The sequence below is a fragment of the Synechococcus sp. A10-1-5-9 genome, from assembly GCF_047716785.1.
GTDB lineage: Bacteria > Cyanobacteriota > Cyanobacteriia > PCC-6307 > Cyanobiaceae > Synechococcus_C.
This window is the reverse complement of the sequence record NZ_CP180406.1, coordinates 1,435,552-1,460,558: the sequence shown is the minus strand read 5'-3', so window position 1 is coordinate 1,460,558 and position 25,007 is coordinate 1,435,552. Positions and strand designations below refer to the sequence as shown.

Sequence of the window (25,007 nt, the reverse complement as noted above, 5' to 3'; positions counted from 1 at the left end):
GCTCAGGGCACGTCGCAGGTGATTTCGACCGGCATCGCCTGCACCTTCCAGATCTCACGGCAGTAGTCGCGGATCGAGCGGTCGGAGGAGAAGAAGCCGCTGCGGGCGGTGTTCAGCACACTCATGCGGTTCCAGTGCATGCGATCACTCCAGGCCCGGCTCACCGCATCCTGTGCCCGCAGGTAGTCGGCGTAGTCGGCCATCACGAAGAAGGGATCGTTGCCGGTGAGGTTGTCGAGCAGCGGGCGGAACAGTTCGCCGTCGCCGTTGCTGAAGTGGCCGGTCTCTACCAGGTGGACCGCCTCCGCCAGCTCGGGAATCGACTGCACGACCTCCCAGGGGCGGTAGCCGCCCTGCTTGAGCGCCGTGATCTCCTCCACCGTCTTTCCGAACAGGAAGAAGTTTTCGCCGCCCACCAGCTCACGGATCTCCACGTTGGCGCCATCGAGGGTGCCGATGGTGAGGGCGCCGTTCATGGCGAACTTCATGTTGCCGGTGCCGGAGGCTTCCTTGCCGGCGGTGGAGATCTGCTCGGACAGATCGGAGGCGGGATACACCTGCTCGCCCAGTTTCACGTTGTAATCCGGCAGGAACACCACCCGCAAACGCCCGTCCATATCCGGATCGGAATTCACCGTTTCGGCAATGCCGTTGATGAAGCGGATGATCAGCTTGGCCATGTAGTAGCCCGGTGCCGCCTTGCCGCCGAAGATCACGGTGCGTGGGGCCATCCCATCGGCCTGGCCGTTCTTGATGCGCAGGTACTGGGTGATCACCTGCAGGGCGTTGAGGTGCTGGCGTTTGTACTCGTGGATGCGCTTCACCTGCACGTCGAACAGGCTGGAGGGATCCACCAGCACCCCTGTGTTGCGGTGGATGTAGCCCGAGAGTTTGCGCTTCACCGAGAGCTTGGTGTTGCCCCAGTGCTCGAGGAACCCGTGGTCGTGTTGACGCTCCTCCAGCCGGCGCAGCTGCTCCATGTCTTGGATCCAGCCCGTGCCCACGTGCTCATCGAGCAGGGTGGACAGTTCCGGGTTGGCCAGGGCGACCCAGCGGCGCGGAGTCACGCCATTGGTGACGTTGGTGAACTTCTCCGGCCAGAGTGCCGCGAATTCGGGCATCAGCTGCTCGCGCACCAGATCGGAGTGCAGCGCGGCCACACCGTTCACGTGGTGGGCACCGATGGTGGCCAGGTGGGCCATGCGCACGGCCTTGCCGCCTTCTTCATCGATGATCGAGAGCTTGCGCAGGATGGCGTCGTTGCCCGGGTAGCGCAGGCGCACCTGCTGGAGGAAGCGGCGGTTGATCTCATAGATCAGCTCCAGGTGCCGGGGCAGCAGGCTGCTGAACAGGTTCAGGTCCCACTTCTCAAGGGCTTCCGGCAGCAGGGTGTGGTTGGTGTACGCCACTGAGCGGGTGGTGATGTCCCAGGCCTTGTCCCACTCCAGGTGGCGATCGTCGACCAGCAGGCGCATCAGCTCCGCCACGGCAATGGCGGGGTGGGTGTCGTTGAGCTGAACGGTCCAGTAGTCGGGGAAATTCTCCACCGACAGACCGCGGCTGTCGAGGCTGCGCAGCATGTCCTGCAGAGAGCAGCTCACGAAGAAGTGCTGCTGCTTGAGCCTCAGGCGGCGGCCCTCATCGGTGCCGTCGTTGGGATACAGCACCTTGGAGAGGGTTTCGCTGCCCACCTTCTCTTCCACGGCACCGTAGTAATCGCCGATGTTGAAGGCATAGAAGTCGAAGCTTTCGGTGGCATCGGCGCGCCAAAGCCGCAGCCGGTCGCAGGTGTTCACCCGATAACCCAGCACGGGCACATCGTGGGGAACACCGATGGCGTGCTCAGACGGGATCCAGCGGGAGCGGTACTGGCCCTTGTCGTCGATGTAGCTCTCGGTGCGGCCGCCGAAGCCCACGAAGCAGGCCTGATCCGGCTGGGGTAGCTCCCAGGGCCAGCCACCCTTCAGCCATTTGTCGGTGACCTCCACCTGCCAGCCATCGCGGATCAGCTGGTCGAAGATGCCGAACTCGTAGCGGATGCCGTAGCCGGTGGCCGGGATCTCCAGGCTGGCCAGCGACTCCATGTAGCAGGCGGCCAGACGGCCCAGGCCGCCATTGCCGAGGCCGGGCTCTTCTTCCACCTCCAGGATCTGCTGCAGGGATTCGATGCCGAAGCGCTTGAGTGCTTCTTCGGCTTCCTTCTGGATGCCCAGGTTCAGCAGGTTGTTGGCCAGCTGGGGTCCGATCAGGAACTCGGCGGACAGATAAGCCACCGTGCGCTGGGGCCTGGCGCTGATCGCCTCTTTGTTGGCAAGAAAGCGGGTCATCAGGCGGTCGCGCACCGCGTAGCTCAGGGCCATGTAGAGGTCATGGCGACTGGCCGACGGGGCGAGCTTGCCCAGCGTGAAGAACAGGTGCTCCGTCATCCCGGCGAACACGGATTCGGCATCAAGACCGGCGCGTTCAGGATCGGCGTGGCATCCCGGGGTGGGCAGGCGCAAGTCGAGGGGTTGGGAGTTGCTCATGGAAGGGTTGGCCAAGGGGCTTGGAAACGTTGAAAGAGAGGTCTGGATCAGCGCTGTGGTTCAGACAGCACAGGAGCTGCGGCCCAGGCTCCAGCGCCAGTTGTTGATCTCAGGTGCATCGGTGCCGTGCTCATGGGCGTAAGCGCGGTGCTTGTGGATCTCGTCTTTCATCTGCTCTTTCACGTGGGCGGCCCTGGATCCGAGCGACTCCACCCGGTCGATTACATCGATCACCAGGTTGAAGCGATCGATCTGGTTGCAGATGGCCAGTTCGAGCGGGGTGTTGATGTTGCCCTGCTCCTTGTAACCACGCACGTGGAAGTTGCTGTGGTTCGGGCGGTTGTAGGTGAGGCGGTGGATCAGCCAGGGATAGCCGTGGAAGTTGAAAATCACCGGTTTGTCTGGAGTGAACAGGCTTTCGAAGTCCCTGTCGCTGAGGCCATGGGGATGGTCTTTGGGGTTACCCAGGGAGAACAGCTTCACCACGTTCACGTAGCGGATCTTGAGATGGGGAGTTTGTGAACGCAGAATTTCGATCGCTGCGAGGCATTCCTTGGTGGGGATGTCTCCAGCGGAGGCCAGCACCACATCGGGTTCATCAGGATCAACACCGCAGTTGTCGTTGCAGGCCCACTCCCAGATGCCGGCGCCTTTGGCGACGTGGCGGCGAGCCTCGTCAAGGGTGAGGTACTGCAGGTGCTTCTGCTTGTCCGACACAATGATGTTGGCCACATTCGTTTCGGTGAGGGCCTTTTCAGACACCGCCAGCAGACTGTTGGCGTCAGCCGGCAGAAACACCCGGGTGATGCTTCCCTTCTTGTTCCCCGCCAGGTCGATGAAACCAGGATCCTGGTGGGTGAAGCCGTTGTGATCCTGCCGCCACACAGTGGACGAGATCAAGCAGTTCCAAGGACCGATCGGCGCTCTCCAGGGGATCTCTTCGCAGTGCTCCAGCCACTTGCAGTGCTGGTTGTACATCGAGGCCACGACGTGGGCGAAGGCCTCGTAGGTGTGGAAGAAAGCGTTCCTGCCGGTGAGCAGATAGCCATCCATCATCCCCACCAGGGTGTGCTCAGAGAGCATCTCCACCACGGCGCCGTCGCGGGCTAATTCGCTGCCGTTGAGGTCTTCGGGCAGGAAATTCGCCATCCAGACCTTCTTGGTCGTCTCATAAATGGCCTGGAGGCGGTTGGATGCCGTTTCGTCTGGGCCAAAGAGGCGATAGGCACCGGGGTTGTGGTTGATCAGATCGCGGATCAGTTCACCAAGGGGGTAAGTGTTCTCCTTTTCGGTGGTACCGGGGCTCTCGACCGGGACTTCGTAGTTGCGCAGCTCCGGGAAGCGCAGATCTTTGCGCAACACCCCACCGTTGGTGTGGGGATTGGAGCCCATGCGGCGATCACCCTTGGGGGATAACGCCCGGATCTCCTCACGCACGGCACCGTTGTCATCAAAGAGCTCCCAGGGGCGGTAGCTCTTCATCCAGTCCTCCAGCAGCTGCAGGTGATCTGGGTTGGTTTTCACATCACCGATCGGCACCTGGTGAGCGCGCCAGAAGTTTTCGATCTTCTTGCCATCAAGTTCCTGCGGACCGGTCCATCCCTTGGGGGAGCGCAGCACGACCATCGGCCAGCGGGGGCGGAAGGCTTCACCACTGCCGCGGGCCTGCTCCTGGATCGCCCGAATTTCGAGCACGGCCTGCTCCATGGCCACGGCCATCTTGCGGTGCATCTCCATTGGATCGGAGCCTTCCACGAAGATCGGCGTCCAGCCCAGCCCGCGGAACAGGCTTTCCAGCTCGTCGTGATCGATGCGGCTGAGGATCGTGGGGTTGGCGATCTTGTAGCCGTTGAGGTGCAGCACTGGCAGCACGGCACCGTCTTTGATCGGGTTGATGAATTTGTTGATGTGCCAGCTGGTGGCCAGAGGCCCGGTCTCCGCTTCGCCATCACCCACGCAGGCGACCGTGATCAGCTCCGGGTTGTCGAATACCGATCCAGCCGCATGGGAGAGCACGTAGCCGAGTTCACCACCCTCGTGAATCGAACCGGGCATCTCCGCAGTGCAGTGGCTGCCGATGTGTCCTGGGAAGGAAAACATCTTGAAGAACTTCTTCAGGCCGTCTTCATCCAGCGACTTATCGGGATAGCGCTCGGTGTAGCTGCCGTCGATGTACACCGGCCCGCGGGCGCCAGGGGCCCCATGGCCAGGACCGGACATGTAGATCATGTCCAGGTCGTAGGTGTTGATCAGCCGGTTGGCGTGGGTCCAGATGAAGGCCTGGCCCGGGCTGGAGCCCCAGTGGCCAAGCAGTCGGTTCTTGATGTGCTCCGGCTGCAGCGGCTCCCGCAGCAGGGGGTTGTCCTGCAGATAAATCATCCCCACCGCGAGGTAGTTCGCGGTACGCCAATAGGCGTCAAGGCACTGCAGTTCTTCGTCACTTGGCGCCTGAACCTCTGAGGCGGCCGAGGGGGACAGGTTGGTCGTGAACGTCATGCGGAACCCGTCAGTGCACTGCGTACGCGGAAGGTAGCCAGCTCAACCGAATGCGCTCGTTAAGAACCGCACATCCGCATCGTGGCCCAGTCCACAGGTTGTCTGCGTGCATTCATGCAGTGAAAAAACCCGTTTACGGATAAGGTCCGCGGAAGAGGCCTATACGACTCCGATGCTCGCTGCAGCGATGCCGCCCCTGCTCACTCCCCTGCTGGCGGAGATCTCCGCCCACGACCTCGAAATGGCCGAAACCCTGATTGGGGTGGCCCGTTTCGCCTTGATCTTTGTTGCAGCACGCGTTCTTGCTGAAGTGCTGGTGCGGCTTCAGCTGCCCACCATTCTCGGGGAACTGTTGGCCGGGGTGCTGATCGGCGCCTCCGGCCTGCACCTGCTGGTGCCGCCGGAAACGCAGGTGGAGCTCAGCAACGGGGTGATCAGCCTGGTGAGCGGCTTGGTCAATGTCCCCCCGGAGGCCGTGCCGGACATTTACAACGAGAGTTTTCCTTCGCTGGAATCGGTGGCGGAGCTTGGGCTTTACGCCCTGTTGTTCCTGACGGGTCTGGAGAGCGAACTCGAGGAACTGATCGCCGTTGGTGCCCAGGCTTTCACCGTGGCTGTGGCCGGTGTGGTGCTTCCCTTCGCGCTGGGCACCTGGGGCCTGATGGCCATCTTTCACGTGGATGCGATACCGGCGATCTTCGCGGGAGCGTCGATGACGGCCACCAGCATCGGCATCACGGCCAGCGTGTTCGGTGAGCTCGGCTTCCTCAAAACTCGGGAAGGCCAGATCGTGATCGGTGCTGCCGTGCTTGATGACATTCTCGGCATCGTGATCCTGGCGGTGGTGGTGGCGCTGGCCTCCGGCGGCAGCCTGGAAATTGGTCCGATTGTGAAACTGGTGGTTGCTGCCGCTGTCTTTGTGGTGGCGGCCATCGGCCTCAGCCGCAGCGCAGCGCCCGCATTCGATTGGATGATCGACAAGCTCAAGGCACCGGGTGAAGTGCTCGTGGGCTCCTTCGTGATCCTGGCCCTGAGCTGCTTCACCGCGACCGCCATCGGTCTCGAAGCTGCCTTGGGTGCCTTCGCTGCCGGCCTGATCCTCAGCAGCTCCAAGCACAACCACGCCATTCAGCAGGCGGTGTTGCCGATCGTGACCCTGTTCGCCACGATCTTCTTTGTGCTGGTCGGCGCGGGCATGGATCTTTCGGTGATCAATCCTTCCGATCCCTCCAGCCGCACGGCGCTGGTGGTGGCAGGCTTCCTGCTCGTGGTGGCAATCATCGGCAAGATCGCCGCAGGTTGGGCGTTCGTCAGCAAGCAGCCCACCCGCCGCCTGGTGGTGGGTCTGGGGATGATGCCCCGAGGGGAAGTGGGCCTGATCTTCCTTGGCCTCGGCACCAGCGCCAAGCTGCTCTCCCCCTCGCTGGAAGCCGCGATCCTGCTGATGGTGATCGGCACCACCTTCCTGGCGCCTGTGCTGCTGCGTCTTGTGATTGGAGGCAACAAGCCTGACGACGGTGACAGCGTCAGCGATGAGGTGGCCGCCGATCCGGTGGGCCTGCTCTAACGCCGGGCCAGGCTCAGAAACAATCCCCAACCGATGCTGATCAGGGCCAGGCTGGACGCCCAGCCTGGTCCGAGGGCCCACCCCAGGATCAGCTGCATCACCAGGCCCACTGCGAGCGCCAGCAGCAGACTGCTGATCACCAGAGCGGCCTGACGCCAGGGTTCAGGCAATGGGCCGCCTTCCAGACTTGCTTCGAAGCGGCTCAGAGGGCCGCTCAGGGGCAGGTACAGGGCTAACGCCCAAAACAGTCCTCCGCTGAGGGTGGCGCCTTGAAGCAAGGGGCTGACGCTGTCGTCGAACATCGCGGTGCTGGCAGCCCGGTCGGACCACCGAAGGAACGGGATGCCTAGCATCGCGGGCCATTGATTCGGGTGTGGTGAGCAACGACCAGGCAGCGTGGTGGCGGTTCCAGGGCCATGCCGTGCACGGTCTGTGCGCCGGCCCGACGCCGGACCAGGACCAACAAGTGCTCGAGCGCCCTGCCGTGTTGCTCGTGCACGGTTTCGGTGCCTCCACCGATCACTGGCGTCACAACATCCCCGCGCTCGCTCAGACCCATGAAGTGCACGCCGTGGATCTCCTCGGCTTCGGCCGCAGCGCCAAGCCCGCGGAACTCAGCTATGGCGGTGCCCTCTGGCGCGATCAGCTGGTGGCCTACGTGCAGGAACGGATTGGCCGTCCCACGGTGATTGCCGGCAATTCCTTGGGTGGATTCGCTGCCTTGGCCGCAGGTGCTGCTCTTGGGACACAAGCGGCTGGGGTGGTGCTGCTCAATGCTGCGGGTCCCTTCAGTGATGAACAATCCGCCAGCCCAGGGGGGTGGGGAGCCATCAGCCGGCGCACCATCGGCAGCGCTCTGCTCAAAAGCCCGGTGCTGCAGCGGTTGCTGTTTGAGAACCTGCGAAGGCCCGCCACCATCCGTCGCACGCTGCGGCAGGTGTACATCGACAAGACGAATGTCGATGACCAGCTCGTGGAGTCGATCCGACGTCCGTCGCTGGACCCGGGAGCCTTCGGCGTGTTCCGCACTGTGTTTGATATCCCGAGCGGTCAACCCCTGGATGAGCTGTTTGCCCATCTGCGGGCGCCGTTGCTGCTGCTTTGGGGGATCCACGATCCCTGGATCAATGCAGCTGGAAGGCGATCCAGCTTTCAGCGCCATGCTCCCGAGAACACCACCGAAGTGGTGCTCGACGCCGGCCACTGCCCCCACGATGAGGTTCCCGATCAGGTGAACCGGGCCTTGCTGGACTGGTTGGACGCGCGTGTTGGCAGGAACACCTCGGATTCGCAGCCAGCCCGGTAATTTCCGGCCAATCTTGGGTGTCCAAGTCCTGTGGCTATGACCTTCCGCCAGCAGTCCGCTCCCTACGCCCACTGGGAATATGTGCATCCAAGCAGCGGTGATCGCCTGAGAGTCGTGCCCGAGCGCGGTGGTCTGGTGAGCGAATGGCTCTGCAATGGGCGCGAAGTGCTCTACTTCGATCAGGAGCGCTACTCCGATCCTGCCAAGAGCATCCGCGGCGGCATTCCCGTGCTGTTTCCCATCTGCGGCAACCTGCCGAACGACAGCCTGCCCCTGGCTAGCGGCACCTACACCCTCAAGCAGCATGGCTTTGCCCGCAATCTCCCTTGGACGGTCGAACTGCTCGAGGATCAGAGCGGTGTGCGGCTCTGCCTCGTTGACACGGCCGAAACTCGGGCGGCTTATCCCTTCGCCTTCCAGGTGCAGATGGAGATTCGCCCTGTTGCGTCCGCTCTGGAGATTGTGACCACGGTTTCCAATACCTCCGAGGCCGGTGGCGAGGCCATGCCCTTCAGCTTCGGCTTGCACCCCTACTTCAACGTGACCGATCTGGCCCAGACCCAGCTCGAGGGTCTCGCCCCCCGCTGCATCAATCACCTTGAGATGGCGGACGCTGAGACGGCCTCACAGTTGGGTCGTCTGCCCGATGGCGTGGACTTCCTCACCCGTCCGTCCGGACCGGTGACTCTGGTTGACAAAGCGGCTGGCACCCGTCTGCAGCTGCAGCACCATGAACCCATGGACCTCACGGTGGTCTGGACCGAGCCCCCTCGCCCGATGGTGTGCCTTGAACCCTGGACGGGGCCGCGGCAATCGTTGGTCAGTGGCGATCGCAAGCTGGAACTGAGCGCCGGCCAGAGCACCACACTCACCTGCCGCTATCTGGTGAGCGATTGTGATTAAGTGCCATTTCCTGCGCTGAGCGAATGAGGGTCAAGAATCTTTTTCTTCATCTTGGCCTTCCTAAGTGCGGTAGCAGTTCGATTCAGTCAGCGTTTTCTCTTTGTCCAGAGCATGTGGACAAAGACGGTGATCCCCTTCGTTACATTGCGATCATGAAGGGAAGGGTTCTGAGTCCCGAGCTCGTCAAGGAGCGGGCCCAAAGAAACGCGTTTGGTTACACATCAAGTGCCGCAGCTGAAATCCTTGTCTGTCGTCCACAACGTTCAAAAAAACAGGCCTCCCGATTCTTCAAGGAGCAGTCAGGCGCGTCTCTGTTTCTCTCGAATGAGGGCTGGGCACAAGCTTTTTCTCTCCCAGGGTTTTGTGAGGAGATCAACGACCTGATTGAGGTCTGCTCTCCGATTAAGACCACGATGATTGTGGTGGTCCGTCCTCCGGTGGAATGGATCAACTCCGCATGGTGGCAATGGGGTGCCTGGCAATCGGAGCCCAACTTTGAGCGCTGGTTTCCAGTGATGTTGAAATCACTTCAATGGCATTACAAACTGAACATCGTGAAGGAGCGATTCCCTAAAGTTGATCTACGAGTGTTGCTCCTCAAGCCCACCCTTCTCACGGACCTCGCAATGCTGTGTGGGTTGGAGGCGACGGCGTTTGCTTCTGTTGGCAGTGTTGCCAATTCCTCGCTTCCTGCGGTTGTTCTAAGGCTTTACCAGGCTTTCCCTGAACTGCGTCCGGGGCCGCATGCTTCTGGAATCGATTTTTCAATCCTTCGTGCACTGAATGACCATTCGACTGCTTTTCGACGGGCTCCATGGGTGATCAACAGGGAACTGATTCAGCAGATCCTCACGCAAACAAAAACCAGCAGTCAGGCTCTGACTGCTTGGATGTCAGAGCAGGATGCTGCAGATTTCAAGCAAGATCCGCGTTGGTGGTCTTCTGATGCCTATCAAGACCGCGAGTATGAACATCCTCAGATTCAAGGCCACAGCTTTGATCTAGCGAAGTACGCCAAGGTGATCACCATTGCTTACAGAGAGCTCCACCTTCAATCACTTGCGACTACCCAGGAAGCGACCCCAGGCAGTCGGCCCCGGGCCAGTTGCAGCCTGGGGTCGAACTGACGCTTCACCGCTTCGATCAGGGGCCTGGAGGGAGCATCCAACCAGGCGTCCAGCGCCTCCTTGTTGTCCGGTTCTGACGGTTGAGTCAGCACCGTGACCTCACCTCCCAGGCCCACCACCTGTCGGCGCAAAGCTGCAATCGCATAGGTGGGAGTTGCCGGGCCCTGTGCCTGCCAGGCATCGCCGCTGCCTGTTCCTGCGGCCAGTTGACAGCTCCAGCCTTGCAATCGCTGGAAGGTTTCGTCGTTCAGCAGGTCGATACCGCGTGCCGGCGGCAGGCTCAGGCGTAGCAACCAGGCTGGGTCTGACGCTTGAGGGATTGGGGCTGGGAGTGGATGGCTCCATGCTTGCCGTTCCGTCTTCAGTCGCAGGTCATCGGCCAGGGCTTCGATTTGACTCAGCTGTGCGTCAACGGCGGCATCACTGATGCTGGCCACCCCCAGCCTGAGGGTGCAGCCCCGGTCGGGTGTCGTTTCCCAGTTGATCCAGTCTGGGGTGAAACCGCCGCGGATCACCGCCTGGCGCAGGGGCTCCAGACTGGACGGCTCTCCGCGCACCAGCAGCAGGCGACGGGCCTTGCGGATGGGCTGCACCCGCAGGGTGACTTCGGTGATCAGGGCCAAGCTGCCCCAGCTGCCGCAGAGCAGCCGCATCAGGTCGTAGCCGGCCACGTTTTTCACGACCCGCCCGCCGGCCTTGGCAGCAACGCCATCACTGCGCATCAGGCCGATGCCGATCAGTTGATCACGCACCCCCAGATGCCGCTGGCGCAGGCTGCCGGAGAGCCCTCGGGCCACCAGCCCTCCCACTGTGCCGGCGCTGGTCCCGAGCTCCGTCGCGGTGCCCCAGGGCCAGTCCACCGGTAGCCACTGATGGTGTTCGGCCAGGGCGTTCTGCAGATCGGCCAGGGGCAGCCCGGCCTCCACGGTGATGGTGAGGTCATCCACGGCGTGGTCGATGATCCGGTTGAATCGGCGGGTGCTCACGGCTGGGCCTGCCTGCTGAAGCGGCGGTCCCCAGTGCAGGCGACTTCCCAGCCCTGCCGGCGTCCAGGGACGGCCACTGCCATGCAGGTCGCGCACGAGCGCGCTCAGCTCAGCTTCGCTGTGCGGCTGCAGCAGCGTCTCGGAGAAGGCCTCAGTGATGGTGGGACTGAACGCGCGAGATGATCGTGCCATGACCATTGTCGTGATCGACGACGATCCCACCGGGTCCCAGACGGTGCACAGCTGTCCGTTGTTGCTGCGCTGGGAAGTGGACAGTCTGCGCCGGGGCCTGCGCCATCGTTCATCGCTTCTGTTTGTGCTGGCCAACACCCGTGCGCTCCCCCCCGAGGAAGCCGCTCAGCGCAACCGGGAGATCGTGGATGCACTCCAACAGGCTTTGGAGGCCGAGGCCATCCCCGAGTCCGAACTCCTGCTGGTGAGTCGGGGCGATTCCACGTTGCGCGGCCACGGTGTGCTCGAACCGGCTGTTCTCGCCGAGGAGCTGGAAGCTCGTTTTGGGCCTGTGGATGCCACCTTGCATGTGCCGGCCTTTCTGCCTGGGGGGCGCACCACCGTGGATGGGGTGCATCTGCTGCACGGCGAACCGGTGCACACCACGGCCTTTGCCAGGGACCGAAGCTTCGGCTTCAGCACCAGTGCTCTCGATGCCTGGCTTGAAGAAAAGAGTGCTGGAACAATTCCGGCGCACTCGGTGCTGCGCCTGGGACGAGACCTGCTCGATCGTGCGGTCGACGAGGTCCCTGAGGGCGGAGAAGCGCTGCTGGACTGGCTGTTGGCTTTGCGGGGCAATGCGCCGGTGGTGGTGGATGCCGAGTGTCCGGCGCAACTCGATGCCCTCGGGGTTGCTGTGCACCGGTTGCAGGGGCGCAAGCGCTTTCTGTTTCGCGCCGCCGCGAGTCTGATCAATGGTCTGGTGAACGCTGGCAAGACTCCATTAGGGCCCCAACCCCTCTCTGCAGCAGGTCTGACCAGCCTGCGTCGTCGGGATTCAATGGGGGTGGCCTTGCCCGGATTAGTGCTGGTGGGCTCCCATGTGCCCTTGGCCGATGTGCAATTGGCGGAGCTGCTAACGGATGACCGTTGTGCCGGCCTGGAACTGCCGGTGGCGCGGATTGCGCGGGTGCTGGAGGGAGGGACGCCCGACCTGCTGCTGGCTGATCTCGAGTGCGAGTGGGGGGAGCATCTGCAGTCATGTCTGGCCAGGAGGCGCACACCGGTGCTGTTCACCAGCCGCGGAGAGCTCACATTCGGCGACGGTGCTTCCTCCCAGAGGCGGCGCCTGCAGTTCGGCTTGGAGCTGGCCCAGCTCACAGCCAGGCTGGTGGCGGCACTGGCACCTCAGCTGGGCTACGTGATCAGCAAAGGCGGCATCACCACCGGCACCCTGCTGGCTGAGGGGCTGGACCTGGAGGCCGTGCAGCTCGAAGGGCAGTTGCTGCCGGGCCTGTCACTGGTGCGTCCTTTGGTGCCTCGAGGGTTGCCTTGGGATGGGCTGCCGATCGTGACCTTCCCTGGGAACCTGGGGGATGCAAGCACCTTGGCGGAGGCTTGGCGGCTGATGGAGTCAGGCTGAGTCAACAGCGGCCTAGGTCTTTCAAGCGATGGTCAGGTCGGCGGCGCGGGCCAGCAGCTCCATCGGATGCAGCACCTTCGGTCCGTCCTGTTGCAGATGGCGACGCAGTTGCAGGGTGCAGCCGATGTTGGCGCTGGCGATCACGCTGGCCCCGGTGCGGCTCAGATCCTCCACCTTGAGTTGTCCCAGTTCGGCCGCTTCCTGCGGCTGCACCAGGTTGTAAATCCCGGCACTGCCGCAGCACACACCAGCTTCCGTGGCCTCACGCAGCTGCAGTTCGGGGATCATGCGTAGCAACGCTCGCGGCTCGCTGCTGATGCCCTGCCCGTGAATCATGTGGCAAGCATCGTGATACGCCACGATGATCGGTAGGGGTTGCAGGGAGGCGCGGAATGGTTCCGACAGGCCTCGTTCTGCCAGAAATTCATGCACGTCGAGCACGGGGCAGGAAAAGCTGCTTTGCTCGTCACTGAGGAGTTCGCCATAGGCCTTCATCGTGTGGCCGCAGCCGGATGCAGCCACCAGCAGGGCGTCGAGGCCCTCAGCTCCTGCGGCTTCCTCGAAGCTGCGCACCAGATTGCTGGCCAGGGAGCGGGTCTGCTCCATCTGTCCCTGGTGATGACTGACCGCACCACAGCAGCCTTGGTCGGCGGGGATCACCACCTCGAAGCCATTGGCCTTAAGAACGGCCAGGGTGGCTGCATTCACCTGGGGGTCAAAGCAGCGTTGCACGCAGCCCAACAGCAGGCCCACCCGGCCGCGCCGTTCGCCTCTGGCGGGTGTTAACAGCGGGAAGCGATCGGCGAAGCCTTCCGGCGCCAGCGGCGGCAGCAGCGCTTCCATGGCTTCGAGTTGAGGCCCGAGTAGGCGGGTGAGACCGCTTCGCCTGACCAGGATCTGCAGCGGACCTCCCGCATAGGCCCGCAGGGGGGTGAGCAAAGCCCGTAGGCGGCTGGGATAGGGCAGTACTGCCAGTAGGAGCTGCCGGAAGGTCTGTTGCCAGGGGCTGCGCAGCTCCGCTGTGTTCAGTTTCGGCCGGGTTGCTTCGATCAGCTGGTCGTAGCGCACGCCGGAGGGGCAGGCACTCACACAGGCGAAGCACCCCAGGCAACTGTCGAAATGGGAGGCCACGGTGGCATCGAGCTCGAGCTCACCCGCTTCAATCGCCTTGAGGCTGTGGATGCGGCCACGGGGGGAATCCATCTCTGTGCCCAGCACCCGGTAGCTGGCGCAGGTGGGCAGGCAGAAGCCACAGTGCACGCAGGGGTCGGTTGCACCCTCCGGAAGGCCGGCAAAGCTCTGCGTTTGAGGCGTAGGACCGGGCGGCGAGCTCATGGGTCCATTGTGATTGCAGCAGAACCGATGCTGTCGGAACTGTCTGGGACTCTGTCGTTCAGTGATGACTGATCGTGATCCATCTGCTTGATGCCTGTGATCCTGAGAATCATTCCGCTGCGTTCGCTCGGATTGTGTCGGTAGATGAGCTCAGTTTCTAGTCCGTTCAGGATTGGATTCAAGACATTGATGTTTTTGTCGACATTGGCAATGAGATCTCCGGGCGCAGGTGTGTAACGCATGCCTTTGTTGGCTCCGTCTTTAACGATGAACGCCTTGCTGACTGGCTCGTATTCGATCAGGGATCTGTAGTGAATGCGATTGAGGTGGCGTTTGGCTGAAAGCGATGAATCCTGGCTGATGATGAGATGTACGTTGGCCCCTGACTCGCGGACTTTTTTGCAAATCCGATCGAGCTTTTCGTAGGTTGCTTGTGTGGAAGCCTGGTCGAATTTCTGTTCGGCGATCGTTTTGGCGAAGGTTTTGTCCATCAGTGTGTGATCGGCTCCGATGATCAAGCTTGCTGATGCTGCCGCCGCCATGATCTTGACGCTTTGTTGATGGTGGCGTCGCTGCTTGGGTTCAATAAGTTGCATCCATGCCCAGCCGATGTTGATTGTTGCGATCAATTGAACCGGTAATGCCAAATAGCTGTTGGCGTCGAACGCATAGGTGAGAGCTAATGCGGAGGCGTAGGCAAAAGCGGTGATGTTGATGGAGTCCAGGATCGTGAATGTGAGGCGCCGCCTGAGGATTGCTCCAGCCCTGGTCAGGGCGACAGCGCTAAAGATATAGCAGCGAATGTCGAGAACTAACCCTCCTGGAGCGTTGTTGTTGTAAGCACTCCCTCCGGCAAAGCTGCTGGGGATCAGCGCTAAAAAGATATAGCTTGTGATAAAGACAAGGCTCAGGCTGCAAAGCCAATGTTCAAGGCGATGATTTGGCTTGTCTTTTGATTGGTTTGTGATCGAGTCCGCTATCCATAGAGACGCAGCCGGTGTGATGAAGAGAATGACGGCAATGTCTTTGATGTAAATGCCAAGCAGTGCCCAAAGAAAAGTGAGGTAAAAGTAAGATGCATGTGATGTTTTTCGATAGAATGCATAGGTGGTGACATAAAGCATGAAAACAAGGCACAACAGCCGCTCGCAGTAGATCACATGAAAGAAGGCGGTTCCTGTTGATGGGTGGATTAAAAAGAGGAGTGTCAGCAAGAGGATGGTCGACTGTTTTGCGAGCTTGCTTGATGTCAAGTCGTTGAGGAACTTGATGCTCAATAAAACGATGCTGATCAGTTCGGCCACGCTCACCAGGATCCAGGTTTTGATGTGGATGGTGAACCAGCTGAGAATGTGAAGGTCCTGGTGGGCGAGTGGGAAAAAGCGATAATCGGTTCGTCGCATTGTTTCGCTAACGAAGGATTGTCGGATTGAAAAGTTATCGAGAAAGTGTCCTTTGATGAGCTCTGGATACCAGCCGAGCATGTCTTTGTGCAGGTAAGTAATGCCGGACATCATCGCGACGCCGTAAGCGATGAAGAGTGCACTTGCAATTGGATTCTTTTTGATGAAACGCAGCAGCGATTCGATGGGCTGTTTGGATTGGTGCTCGGATCTCAGCGTCTCGCGCTTGCGATTGACATAAATACGCTGGGCCAAGCAAATGATGACCAGGGCAAGAGCGATCAGCCAGATGTTGTGTGTGATCTCCTGGTAACCGAGTAGGAGATCTTGGCCTGACTTGGAATCTGGAGGGGGGAGTGCTTGAGGACGCTGCCGAACCCACACCCACAAGCCAATCCCGGCTGCGCTCAGGGCGATCCATGCCGTCGCCAGACGCAACAGCCAATGTTTCTCTCGCCCGTTCAAGATCCCTGGCCTTGCTTAGAACCGCTCGATAATCGCTTCGGCGAAGCCGCTGCAGCTCACCGGATCCACCTTCGGTTCCATCAAGCGAGCGAGGTCATAGGTGACCTGCTTGTCGGCAATCGCTGCACTCAGACCTTGGGTCACCAGGTCAGCAGCCTCTTGCCAGCCCAGGAACTCCAGCATCATCACGCCGCTCAGAATCACAGACCCGGGGTTGATGCGATCAAGTCCTGCGTGTTTCGGGGCCGTGCCGTGGGTGGCTTCAAAGATCGCGGCGGTTTCGCCGATGTTGGCGCCGGGGGCCATGCCCAGACCGCCCACCATCGCGGCCGCAGCATCGGAGATGTAGTCGCCATTGAGGTTGAGGGTGGCCAGGATCGAATACTCCTGAGGCCGGGTCTGGATCTGCTGGAAGATGCTGTCGGCGATGCGGTCGTCGACCAGCACCATCTCTTTCCATTTGCCGCCGCCATGGCTGGAACCGATGGCATCGATCACGGCCTGCACTTCCGTATCAATGTCAGCCTTTTTCTCGGGGGTGAGGCTGTCGTAGCCGGGCTCGATCATGCGGGCGTTGGCCTGCACGCTCAGGGCTGAATCCGTCTCGAGGTTGCCGAGGATCCAGCTCTCGCGCTCCGTGATGCAGACGTCGCGGAATTCAGTCGTGGCCAATTCATAGCCCCAGTCGCGAAAGGCGCCTTCGGTGAACTTCATGATGTTGCCCTTGTGCACCAGAGTCACGTGGCGCTTGTTGCCCTCCAGGCGCAGGGCGTGCTGAATCGCCTTGCGGATGTGGCGTTGGCTGCCATGCTTGCTCACCGGCTTGATGCCAATGCCGGAGCCTTCTGGGATCTGGCGTTTGCCCAACTTTCCGTTGGCGGGGATCACGACCTCATTGAGGTGCCTCCGCAGCTCCTGGCCGACGGCGTCATCGGCTTCCCATTCCACGCCCATATAAATGTCTTCAGTGTTCTCCCGATACACGATCACGTCCAGATCTTGGGGACGTTTGTGGGGGCTGGGTGTGCCTTCATAATACCGGCAAGGGCGAACGCAGGAATAGAGATCAAAGATCTGGCGAAGGGCCACGTTCAGTGAACGAATGCCGCCGCCTACCGGTGTGGTGAGGGGGCCTTTGATGGCCACGCCGTAGCTGCGGATTGCTTCAAGGGTGTCTTCGGGCAGGTACTGATAGGTGCCGTAGAGCTCGCAGGCTTCATCACCGGCGTAGACCTTGAACCATTCAATGGTTTTGGTTCCGCCGTAAGCCTTGGCCACGGCTGCATCCAGCACCTTCTGGGTGGCGGGCCAGATGTCCACGCCGGTGCCATCGCCCCGGATGAAAGGGATGATCGGGTTGTCGGCCACCACGGGTTGGCCGTTCTCGAAGCGGATCGGCGTGCCCTGGCTGGGGGCAGTGAGCTTCTCGAACTGGGCCATGAAGTGAAAACAATTATCGTGAATCTAGCTCTCTGGCGTTGATCGGCTATTCGGCAATTTATTGCCGAGAAAAATTTTGGCGATAAATAAAGCTAAAGATTTTTTATTGCTGGATGTAAAATAGTGGGATTTAAAGATGGCAGTTGAAAAGTGTTAGTGCAAGCTTGTGAGATTGTCGTCTGCAAAAAAAATTAACGAATAAGTTCCAGTAATCTTTCTGGTACGGAAGCGTTAATACTTTCAAAGATTTGATCTATTTTTTCAAACATTTTTTTAGCTTTTGAGTCTTCAATTGATTGAATTTTCTTTATCAAGTTGGTTTCGAAGTTTGAGGCATATTTTGATGCTACTATGCTCTTTGGAAGCCTTTTTTGCATGTTAATCAGTGAGTCTTTTAAATAAGACTCTTCGTAGAGAGTGCAGGAGGGTAGGTCGCCTTCTGCGGTGTGTATCTGTTGCTGTCTGATAAACTCATAGTCTCTAGATAGATGCTCTTTTACTTTCCGATTGAAGTCATCATTTTCTTGTAGTGGATGTGGCTGAAAGTCTTTAGTGATATTTTTTCTAACTCTTCTGGGGTTCTGTAGTATTTCTTTGATATCGGGGTGAATTAATGGTATTTGAGTCGATATATTTTTTGTAAAAATTAGGTATTTTGTTGCCTTGAAAATCTCTTCCCAGGTTGCCTGTTTCTTGTCACCAGTGAGTGGTGCGTATTTTTTTTCATGCCACGTAGCGCTTGGAGAGTGGCCTCGTCTTTCTAGGTGTTCTTCTGGGCTAATCGTTTGTTTCCCTTCTATTGTGGACTGGTAGAAGGAAGACCAAAAAGTTTCTAGAGGATCTCTATTTAATAAAAACGTAGTTGGAAGAACTGATTCTGGTTGCTCCCAAAAACTTAATGTCGAAAAATTATTGTGATGTCCAGACACGAATTGAAAATTATTGATATTTGAATTAGTTTCGTATAGTAATTTGATTAATGGTAAATTTTTTAAATTGTAAGATCCACGCCCTATTGAAAGTATCTTTTCGGGTCCGTGAATTTGTCTGAAAGCTGATAAAAGACTGGTGCCCCCGGTTTTAGGAAAATGTGTTCCGTAAAACATACAATAAATTTTTTATAATACTAACATGCATTGCACTTCTGGTCAATGGTGATCTTCTTGGTGGATTCATTTTGCGGGTTTCATCTGGCTAAATAATCGCGGAACTCCGCTGGATATGCTGGTTATATTTTTGACATAAAGTCCAATGCAATTGGATTCTAATTGTTGAGGAGGCGTAAAAAACAAATCACCTCTATTCTATTGTCGATCATGATGTCGTACTTGTTCCATTCTGGTTATGTCAAGTGAGCAGCTCTGGGTTGTAGCGGCTTGCTTCAACGAAGCCGAGGTGATCAGTGCCTTTATGGACCGGGTTATGGATTTGCCGGCGGTGAACCGTCTGATCCTCGTTGATGACGGCTCCTCCGATGCCACGGTGGCAGCCATCCGCACATGGCAGCTAAGCCATCCCGATCAGGCCGTGACCCTCCTGGAGCTCACCCGTAACTTCGGCAAGGAGGCGGCGATGCTGGCCGGGCTGGACTACGCCAATGGCCGGTGCGCTGCGGTGGTGCTGATCGATTCCGATCTGCAGCATCCACCGGAATTAATTGAAGCGATGGTGATGGAGTGGCGTGCAGGGGCTGAAGTCGTCACCGCCGTGCGCGATGACCGCGACCAGGAATCGCGACTGAAGGTGTTGAGCGCTTCTTGGTTTTACCGGGTGTTCAACAAAGTTGTGGATTCCATCCAGCTGCAGGAGGGGGCTGGGGATTTCCGTTTGCTTGATGCTCAGGTGGTGGAGGCATTCACCCAACTGCGGGAGTCGAGCCGCTTTTCCAAAGGGCTACTGCCTTGGACGGGATATCGCAGCGCGGAGCTTCCTTATCAGCGGGTGACCAGGGCGGGTGGCACCACGTCGTGGAGCCCGCTCAAGCTCTTCAGTTACGCCTTCGACGGGATTTTCTCTTTCTCTGTTCTTCCCTTGAAGGTGTGGACAGGCCTTGGTGTTCTCGTGTCGAGTTTCAGTCTTTTCTATGCCTTGGTGATTGCGCTGCGGACGGTTCTTGTGGGCAGAGATGTGCCCGGGTACGCTTCCTTGATGGTGGCCATGCTGTTCCTTGGTGGCATTCAGTTGATCGGGATCGGTGTGCTGGGTGATTACATCGGGCGGATTTATGTGGAGGCCAAGGCCAGACCCCATTACTTCATCCGCAGCATTCATCAGGCGTGACGCTGAGCGCTTGAAGAGCACGCCATTCCTTTTGCCTCCAGGGAGACGCTGCAAATGGCTGTGAAACCGTGAACCCCTCCTGGGCGATGTTTTGTTCCAGTGGGGCTCCAGGGTGGGCCAGCAGAAGCGAGGGGGTGCAGTGGTCTGGGGAGCGCAGGCTGGCGAGCTCACTCCAGGCAGCCCGAAGCGGAGCACCGGTCATCCGTCCTGTGAACAAGACTCCGGCGAACCCTCCGTTGCTGGTGATTCCGTGCTGCCGGAAGGCTCCCCTGGCGCGGCGGCTCAACAACTGAAGAACAAGCCATTTGATCAGCCCTGCGTCGCGGCAGGATTGCAACCAGCATCTCAGTGGAAGTCCAGTGGGCAGAGGTTCATCCGTGCTTCGCAGCCAAGTGATGCCAAACCTGCTGGAACGGGCGAGCACGGCATCGAGCACCACAGGAACCAGATGGATGTGCTGATGGCCGTCCAGTGCGATGAGCCCCTCGCCTCGCATGGCTTGAAATTGTCTGACCTGCGCGTCAATTTCGAGTCCCAACTGTTCGACAAGCCTTGCCCGCCTGGGATGTCGAGGCGGCAGCAGTGACAGGAGCAGCCAGTGTCCAAAGGACCGATGCAGATGTCCTTGGTGATCCACCAGATCAGGAATGAGATCGGGCGGAGCACTCGACGGCCCCTCTGTGAGACAAAGATGCAGGCAGAGTTGCAGTGTCGGTCGGTCTGCCGCCAGCACGCTCCAGGCTTTTGCCCCTTCAGTTGCGACTGGACCATTGACCAGCAGGCTGGTTCCCTCCAGTAGTCCTTCCTCTGCCAGCGTGAGGATGGCCTGATTGGTGGCGTGGCTCAAGCCGAGATCATCGGCATGCCGGCGTGGAGGTGAAGTGCGATTCGTACGTCGACGCAGGCTGAACTGTGCGGCCTGTGACCAGATCAGGGCATTCAGCAGTGTGGGAGTGAAAACCAGAACGACGACCTCGGCCGAGGTGGGAAGCCAGCCTGGTAAGGCCAGCGGAAGAACGCTGCTGACGGTGAGGTTGACGGCGTACTGCAGAGCGAACCAGCGCCGGGCGAACTGCTGACCCCCTGTTTCAGGGCGGAACGTGACGTGGGCATGGCCCAAATAGCTCGCCAGGGAAGCGGCAAGGAAGGCCAGTGGATTGGCGATCCACCAGGGCATGACAAGCCCCAGGCTCAGAAGCACACCGGCGTGAACAGCAGCGGCTCCGACGCCCACCAGGCTGTACAGGCTGAGCCGAGTGCTGAGAGTCCTCAAGATCATGGTCGCAACCGTAACGGCTTCTGGCGTCAGCACTGATCACCATTCACCCTAAGCACAGTGATCGGAGGCCAGTGAACGCAGCAGACGCCGTTGACAGCGTGGCGCTGGTCCAGGCCCTGGCCTCGGCGGTCACGCTTGTGAAGCAGCACTTTCCTGCCGCTCGAGCCAACCTCAGCCCTTGGAGAGATGACCCCCAGACCCGTCGTTGGCAGGAAGACGAGACTTTGGATCTGTCTTTTCATTTCCCTGGCTGGAGTCCTCGGTTGCAATGCCGGAGCCTCCTCTTACAGCTGCGCTTGAAACGCACGGCTAGGGGTGGGGCTCACACCTCCCCTGAGCTGCTCGGTGTGCTGATGCGTGGCATGACCTTCGATGGTGAACGCTGGCGCATGGCCACCATGGGCGACTGGAGGCCGGAAGGGTCCCATCTGCCTCAGCGTGAGCAGGTGCTCCAGTTGCAGCAGGTTTGTCGTGATCTCTTCGCTCTCTTTGCCGATTCGGCTGCATCCGACACCGCGGCGTAACCCTTCGCAACCCTCCAGCCGTGTTTTCGGACATCGCTTTTATGGTTGCAAGCACTGAACAGACGCTTTCCCTATGCCCGTCGCTCTCGCCTCCCAGCTCCGTGAAGGCACGAAAAAGTCCCACACCATGGCCGAAAACACCGGGTTTGTGAGCTGCTTCCTGAAAGGTGTGGTGGACAAGGGCAGCTACCGCACGCTGGTGGCTGATCTTTATTTCGTCTATGCCGCCATGGAAGAAGAAATGGCGCGTCTCGCCGATCATCCGGTGATCGCTCCGATCGCCTTTGCTGAACTGAACCGCCGTGAGGCACTTGAGCAGGACCTTGCTTATTACTACGGAGCAGATTGGCTTCAGCAGATCAAGGCAACCCCTGCTGCTCAGGTCTATGTGGAACGCATCCGCCAGGTTGCTAAGGAGTCTCCTGAGCTGCTGGTCGGCCACCACTACACCCGTTATCTCGGTGACCTTTCCGGTGGCCAGATCCTCAAGAACATTGCCCAGAAGGCCATGAACCTGGGTGAGAACGATGGATTGCACTTCTATTCCTTCCCTTCGATCGCCGACGAAAAGGCCTTCAAAACCACCTATCGAGCTGCGATGGATCAGCTTCCGATTGACCAGCCCACGGCTGATCGCATGGTGGAGGAGGCCAACCATGCCTTCCACCTCAACATGAAGATGTTCCAAGAGCTTGAAGGCAATCTGGTGGCTGCCATTGGCAAGGTGCTCTTCGGCTTTCTCACCCGCCGTCAACGCGCCGGCAGCACCGAGGCTGTGGCTGCTTGATTCCATCCGCCGCTTCTTTGCTACGCATTCGGGTTCTGGTTCCAGGCACCGGGGCCCGATTTCGTTGCGGCGGATTGAGCGTTGCCCTGCAGACCGCCCGGTTGCTGGCGGGCCTTCGTCCGACAGAAGTGGTGACCTACCGGGAGAGAGAGAACGATCACGCTTTCTTCGATGATCTACTGAAGCGCGAGGCTGCACCGGGTGACAGTCTCTGGGTGGTGAGCTGGGGATTTGATGTTCCTGGGTTGTTGAGAAAGCTCCGCGGACGCCCTGCGGTCTATCAGGCACACAGCAGCGGGTATGGCTTTGGTCTTCCGCCGGCAGTCCCGGTGGTCGCCGTCAGCCGCAATACCCTTGGCTACTGGGGTGATCGGGCGCCTCGCAATCCCCTCTTTCTTGTTCCCAATGCCCTTGAGCCCCAGTGGTTGGAACGTGGAGCGCGTCCGATCGGGCTAGGAGCTGTTCGATCCAGGCGCCCGATCGATGTGCTGGTGCAGAAGCGCAAAAGCAGTCCTTACGTCCTCAACCGGCTGGTTCCTGCCCTGCGTGCACGGGGGTTGACGGTGGAGGTGCAAAGCGGCTGGGTTGATGATCTTGTTGGCTTGTTCAACAGTGCTGGCGTGGTTCTCTACGACTCGGCTGAGTATTGGCGAGGCCGCGGGGTGAGCGAGGGTTTTGGCCTGCCGCCGTTGGAAGCCCTGGCTTGTGGCTGCGTAGTGTTCAGCAGTTTCAATCATGCGTTGGCTGACAGCCTCACCCCTGGGGTCACCGCTCATCAGATCGGTCAGGGGTCTCTAGACAACGATCTCCTGCGCATCAGTGCCGCTGCCGTTGATCCGGAGAGCTGGGGGCCCGATGCTTCGTCCCTCGCCGTTGTGCTGGAGAACGTCACTGAAGCCCGTTGGCTGGAGCGTTGGCGAGCCACGCTCAGCCAGTTGGACGCTCTTGCCGAGCGCCAAGCCCTCGGCCTGGATCCTGCGGCATCTCTGACCAGTCCATCCACCCGACGTCTGCGCTGGGGCCAGCGTGGGGATCGGCTGCGAAGCAAGGTGGTCAATCGGTTGCCCGGCTGGCTGCGGCCGAGCTGATCAGACCGGCTCCCGGTCTTTAATAAAGCTCTGCAAGAACAGGCATCTGCCATACGGGCAGAGTCTTCGGCACCTTCGTTCATGCCCTTCAAGAGCCAGACCTGGAATGAACTGAAGCTGTTGCTCCAGGAATTGTCGTCCAGACGCCTGCGGTTTTTAGCTGTGGTGTTGCTGGCGTCTCTGTTTCAGGGGATCGTCGACATTCTTTTGGTCGGACTCCTGGCTCGTCTCGTTGGTCTCTTGGCGGGCGCGAAGCTTGGGGATCAGATTCCCGGTATCCGTTTTTTCGGCGGGGGGCTTCTCGATCAGGCTGGCTGGATCGTGGTTCTGCTGATCACGGCGTACTGGTTCGCTTCGGGAATCCGCTTTGGCGTTGCTTTGCTCGAATCTCTCCTAACGGCTGAGATCTGGTCTGATCTTGTTAACAAGGTCTATAACAATTTAATGCTGCAGCGCTATGAGTTTTTCATGCATAAGCGCACATCAGTGTTGTCAGAGCGCTTCAATCGCATCCTCAGCAGGGTGACCGGCGCTGTGATCACTCCCATGATTGCAATCGCAGGAAATTTGCTTTCCGTGTTGGCGTTGATCGTGGGTGTGATTTTTGTTCTCGGTAGTTCATCCCTGCTGATTTTTACTTTGTTGCTGGCGGCTTATGCTCTCTCCTCAAAGATTATTACCCCCTATTTGCGGTTAGCCGTTCGTCAGAAAAATCGATATTCCCGAAGGCTTCATGTCATTTTCTCAGAGTCGTTGAAATCGATGCGTGATGTGCAGATGTATTCCTCGCATCGATTTTTTGTTGATCGCTTCTCCCGTGAAGGAGTGCAGGCCAAGCGCAATGACAGGCTCTCGAGCCTGCTTCCCAATGTGCCGCGCTTCGTGATCGAACCTGCGGGCATCACTATCCTGTTCGCGGTTGGACTCGCTCCCGCAATCGTCACCGGAGACGGTGACCGGCTTCGTGACGCTCTGCCGGAACTCGCTACAATCCTTGTGGTGCTGCTGCGGATTTCTGGTCCACTCCAGTCTGTATTCCGCAGTATCAATAAGCTCAGAGGCGGTCTTCCCGAAGTCAAAGACGCCATTGAGTTGTTGCGCATGCGTCCCCAGCGATATTCGCTCGGTGATCCCGGGGTGCCCTCTCCGGATGGAGTGATGCCCAGGCGTCTGATTGAGCTCAATGACGTCAGCTTCAATTACTTCGGGAGCGAGCGCCCGGTTCTGGAAGGTATTCATCTCTCGATCCCGGTGGGATCGCGCATCGCCTTTGTTGGGAAAACCGGCAGCGGCAAGACGACCCTGGCTCACGTGCTGCTTGGTCTCTACACACCCACCACCGGAGAACTTCTTCTGGATGGCGTTCCAGTGTCTGATGAGGAGATGCCCGCATGGCAGGCCAATTGTGCATTCGTGCCCCAGAACATTCGTCTGCTCGACGCGAGCGTGCGCGAAAACGTTGCGTTCTGTGAGCAACCCGATGCCATTGATGATGAACAGGTTTGGGCTGCATTGGAAGCGGCACAATTCTCCGAATTTGTTGCTCAGATGCCCTACGGCCTGTTCACTATGTGTGGTGAAAATGGCATGAAGCTGTCTGGCGGTCAGCGGCAGCGTCTATCACTTGCCAGAGCTTTTTACCGACGCGCCAAGCTGATGGTTCTTGATGAAGCCACCAGCGCACTTGATAACAAGACCGAGCATGACGTGATGCAGGCTCTTGATCTGATCGGTCGCCGCTGCACGATGGTGGTCATTGCTCATCGTCTGTCCACCGTCAAAAAATGTGACCGGATTTACCAGGTGGATCAAGGGCGAATCATCGCTTCCGGTGATTTTGAAACGTTGACACGCACATCACCTAGTTTTCGTGAAATGACGATGCTGGATGTGGTCTGAAAG

General features: G+C 59.2%; 19 protein-coding genes. 10 read left to right on the top strand and 9 right to left on the bottom strand.

The features are described from left to right. Positions 1-2: 2 nt before the first annotated feature. Both ACLM45_RS08170 and ACLM45_RS08165 read right to left on the bottom strand, forming a co-directional pair. Complete coding sequence (locus ACLM45_RS08170; protein WP_415408727.1) at positions 3-2,525, bottom strand: glycogen/starch/alpha-glucan phosphorylase; 2,523 nt, start codon at positions 2,523-2,525, stop codon at positions 3-5. Between the two features lie 60 nt (positions 2,526-2,585). Beyond that, positions 2,586-5,021, bottom strand: a complete 2,436-nt coding sequence (locus ACLM45_RS08165; protein ID WP_415408726.1) for a phosphoketolase — start codon at positions 5,019-5,021, stop codon at positions 2,586-2,588. A 172-nt stretch (positions 5,022-5,193) separates the two neighbouring features. Here ACLM45_RS08165 and ACLM45_RS08160 point away from each other — a divergent pair, with 172 nt between their 5' ends. After that, the gene (locus ACLM45_RS08160) at positions 5,194-6,588 is read left to right on the top strand and encodes a cation:proton antiporter (RefSeq protein WP_415408725.1); all 1,395 of its coding nucleotides are present in this window, start codon (positions 5,194-5,196) and stop codon (positions 6,586-6,588) included. Here ACLM45_RS08160 and ACLM45_RS08155 read toward each other — a convergent pair. Then, a complete protein-coding gene (locus ACLM45_RS08155; protein WP_415408724.1) occupies positions 6,585-6,890 on the bottom strand; it encodes a hypothetical protein in 306 nt (101 codons plus the stop codon). The genes ACLM45_RS08160 and ACLM45_RS08155 overlap by 4 nt on opposite strands. A 71-nt stretch (positions 6,891-6,961) precedes the next feature. Here ACLM45_RS08155 and ACLM45_RS08150 point away from each other — a divergent pair, with 71 nt between their 5' ends. From ACLM45_RS08150 to ACLM45_RS08140, 3 genes are all read left to right on the top strand, one after another. Then, positions 6,962-7,894 carry an alpha/beta fold hydrolase gene (locus ACLM45_RS08150; protein ID WP_415408723.1) on the top strand — a complete coding sequence of 311 codons (933 nt, stop codon included), beginning with the start codon at positions 6,962-6,964 and terminating at the stop codon, positions 7,892-7,894. A gap of 36 nt (positions 7,895-7,930) precedes the next feature. After that, positions 7,931-8,797, top strand: a complete 867-nt coding sequence (locus ACLM45_RS08145) for a galactose mutarotase (protein WP_415408722.1) — start codon at positions 7,931-7,933, stop codon at positions 8,795-8,797. Between the two features lie 152 nt (positions 8,798-8,949). Beyond that, positions 8,950-9,924: a hypothetical protein gene (locus tag ACLM45_RS08140; RefSeq protein ID WP_415408721.1), complete on the top strand. Its 975-nt coding sequence runs from the start codon at positions 8,950-8,952 to the stop codon at positions 9,922-9,924. Here ACLM45_RS08140 and ACLM45_RS08135 read toward each other — a convergent pair. Further along, the gene (locus tag ACLM45_RS08135; RefSeq protein WP_415408720.1) at positions 9,849-11,102 is read right to left on the bottom strand and encodes an FAD-binding oxidoreductase; all 1,254 of its coding nucleotides are present in this window, start codon (positions 11,100-11,102) and stop codon (positions 9,849-9,851) included. The genes ACLM45_RS08140 and ACLM45_RS08135 overlap by 76 nt on opposite strands. Here ACLM45_RS08135 and ACLM45_RS08130 point away from each other — a divergent pair. Beyond that, entirely contained in the window at positions 11,101-12,504 is a 1,404-nt protein-coding gene (locus ACLM45_RS08130) for a four-carbon acid sugar kinase family protein (RefSeq protein ID WP_415408719.1), read from the top strand. The genes ACLM45_RS08135 and ACLM45_RS08130 overlap by 2 nt on opposite strands. A 21-nt stretch (positions 12,505-12,525) precedes the next feature. Here the strand turns inward: ACLM45_RS08130 and ACLM45_RS08125 are convergent, their stop codons facing one another. The 4 genes from ACLM45_RS08125 to ACLM45_RS08110 all read right to left on the bottom strand — a co-directional run bounded on the left by ACLM45_RS08125 (position 12,526) and on the right by ACLM45_RS08110 (position 18,076). Then, positions 12,526-13,839: a (Fe-S)-binding protein gene (locus tag ACLM45_RS08125; RefSeq protein ID WP_415408718.1), complete on the bottom strand. Its 1,314-nt coding sequence runs from the start codon at positions 13,837-13,839 to the stop codon at positions 12,526-12,528. Next, a complete protein-coding gene (locus ACLM45_RS08120) occupies positions 13,836-15,497 on the bottom strand; it encodes a hypothetical protein (RefSeq protein ID WP_415408717.1) in 1,662 nt (553 codons plus the stop codon). The genes ACLM45_RS08125 and ACLM45_RS08120 overlap by 4 nt, the downstream gene beginning before the upstream one ends. Before the next feature lie 225 nt (positions 15,498-15,722). Next, positions 15,723-17,147: an NADP-dependent isocitrate dehydrogenase gene (locus ACLM45_RS08115; protein ID WP_415408716.1), complete on the bottom strand. Its 1,425-nt coding sequence runs from the start codon at positions 17,145-17,147 to the stop codon at positions 15,723-15,725. Positions 17,148-17,338: 191 nt separating this feature from the next. Beyond that, on the bottom strand, positions 17,339-18,076 hold the full coding sequence (locus ACLM45_RS08110; protein ID WP_415408715.1) for a hypothetical protein: 738 nt from the start codon (positions 18,074-18,076) through the stop codon (positions 17,339-17,341). A 415-nt stretch (positions 18,077-18,491) separates the two neighbouring features. On the opposite strand from ACLM45_RS08110, the gene ACLM45_RS08105 reads away from it, so the two are divergent. Further along, positions 18,492-19,427 carry a glycosyltransferase family 2 protein gene (locus ACLM45_RS08105; protein WP_415408714.1) on the top strand — a complete coding sequence of 312 codons (936 nt, stop codon included), beginning with the start codon at positions 18,492-18,494 and terminating at the stop codon, positions 19,425-19,427. Here the strand turns inward: ACLM45_RS08105 and ACLM45_RS08100 are convergent. Next, positions 19,402-20,706 carry a ChbG/HpnK family deacetylase gene (locus tag ACLM45_RS08100; RefSeq protein WP_415408713.1) on the bottom strand — a complete coding sequence of 435 codons (1,305 nt, stop codon included), beginning with the start codon at positions 20,704-20,706 and terminating at the stop codon, positions 19,402-19,404. The genes ACLM45_RS08105 and ACLM45_RS08100 overlap by 26 nt on opposite strands. 71 nt (positions 20,707-20,777) lie before the next feature. Between ACLM45_RS08100 and ACLM45_RS08095 the strand changes: the two genes are divergently transcribed. The 4 genes from ACLM45_RS08095 (at position 20,778) to ACLM45_RS08080 (ending at position 25,004) form a co-directional block, all read left to right on the top strand. After that, positions 20,778-21,230, top strand: a complete 453-nt coding sequence (locus ACLM45_RS08095) for a hypothetical protein (RefSeq protein ID WP_006042440.1) — start codon at positions 20,778-20,780, stop codon at positions 21,228-21,230. Positions 21,231-21,303: 73 nt separating this feature from the next. Further along, a complete protein-coding gene (locus ACLM45_RS08090; protein WP_006042439.1) occupies positions 21,304-22,017 on the top strand; it encodes a heme oxygenase (biliverdin-producing) in 714 nt (237 codons plus the stop codon). Then, on the top strand, positions 22,014-23,105 hold the full coding sequence (locus tag ACLM45_RS08085; RefSeq protein ID WP_232198981.1) for a glycosyltransferase: 1,092 nt from the start codon (positions 22,014-22,016) through the stop codon (positions 23,103-23,105). Before ACLM45_RS08090 ends, ACLM45_RS08085 begins: the two co-directional genes overlap by 4 nt. Positions 23,106-23,186: 81 nt before the next feature. Further along, the gene (locus ACLM45_RS08080) at positions 23,187-25,004 is read left to right on the top strand and encodes an ABC transporter ATP-binding protein (protein ID WP_006042437.1); all 1,818 of its coding nucleotides are present in this window, start codon (positions 23,187-23,189) and stop codon (positions 25,002-25,004) included. The last annotated feature ends 3 nt before the right edge of the window (positions 25,005-25,007 follow it).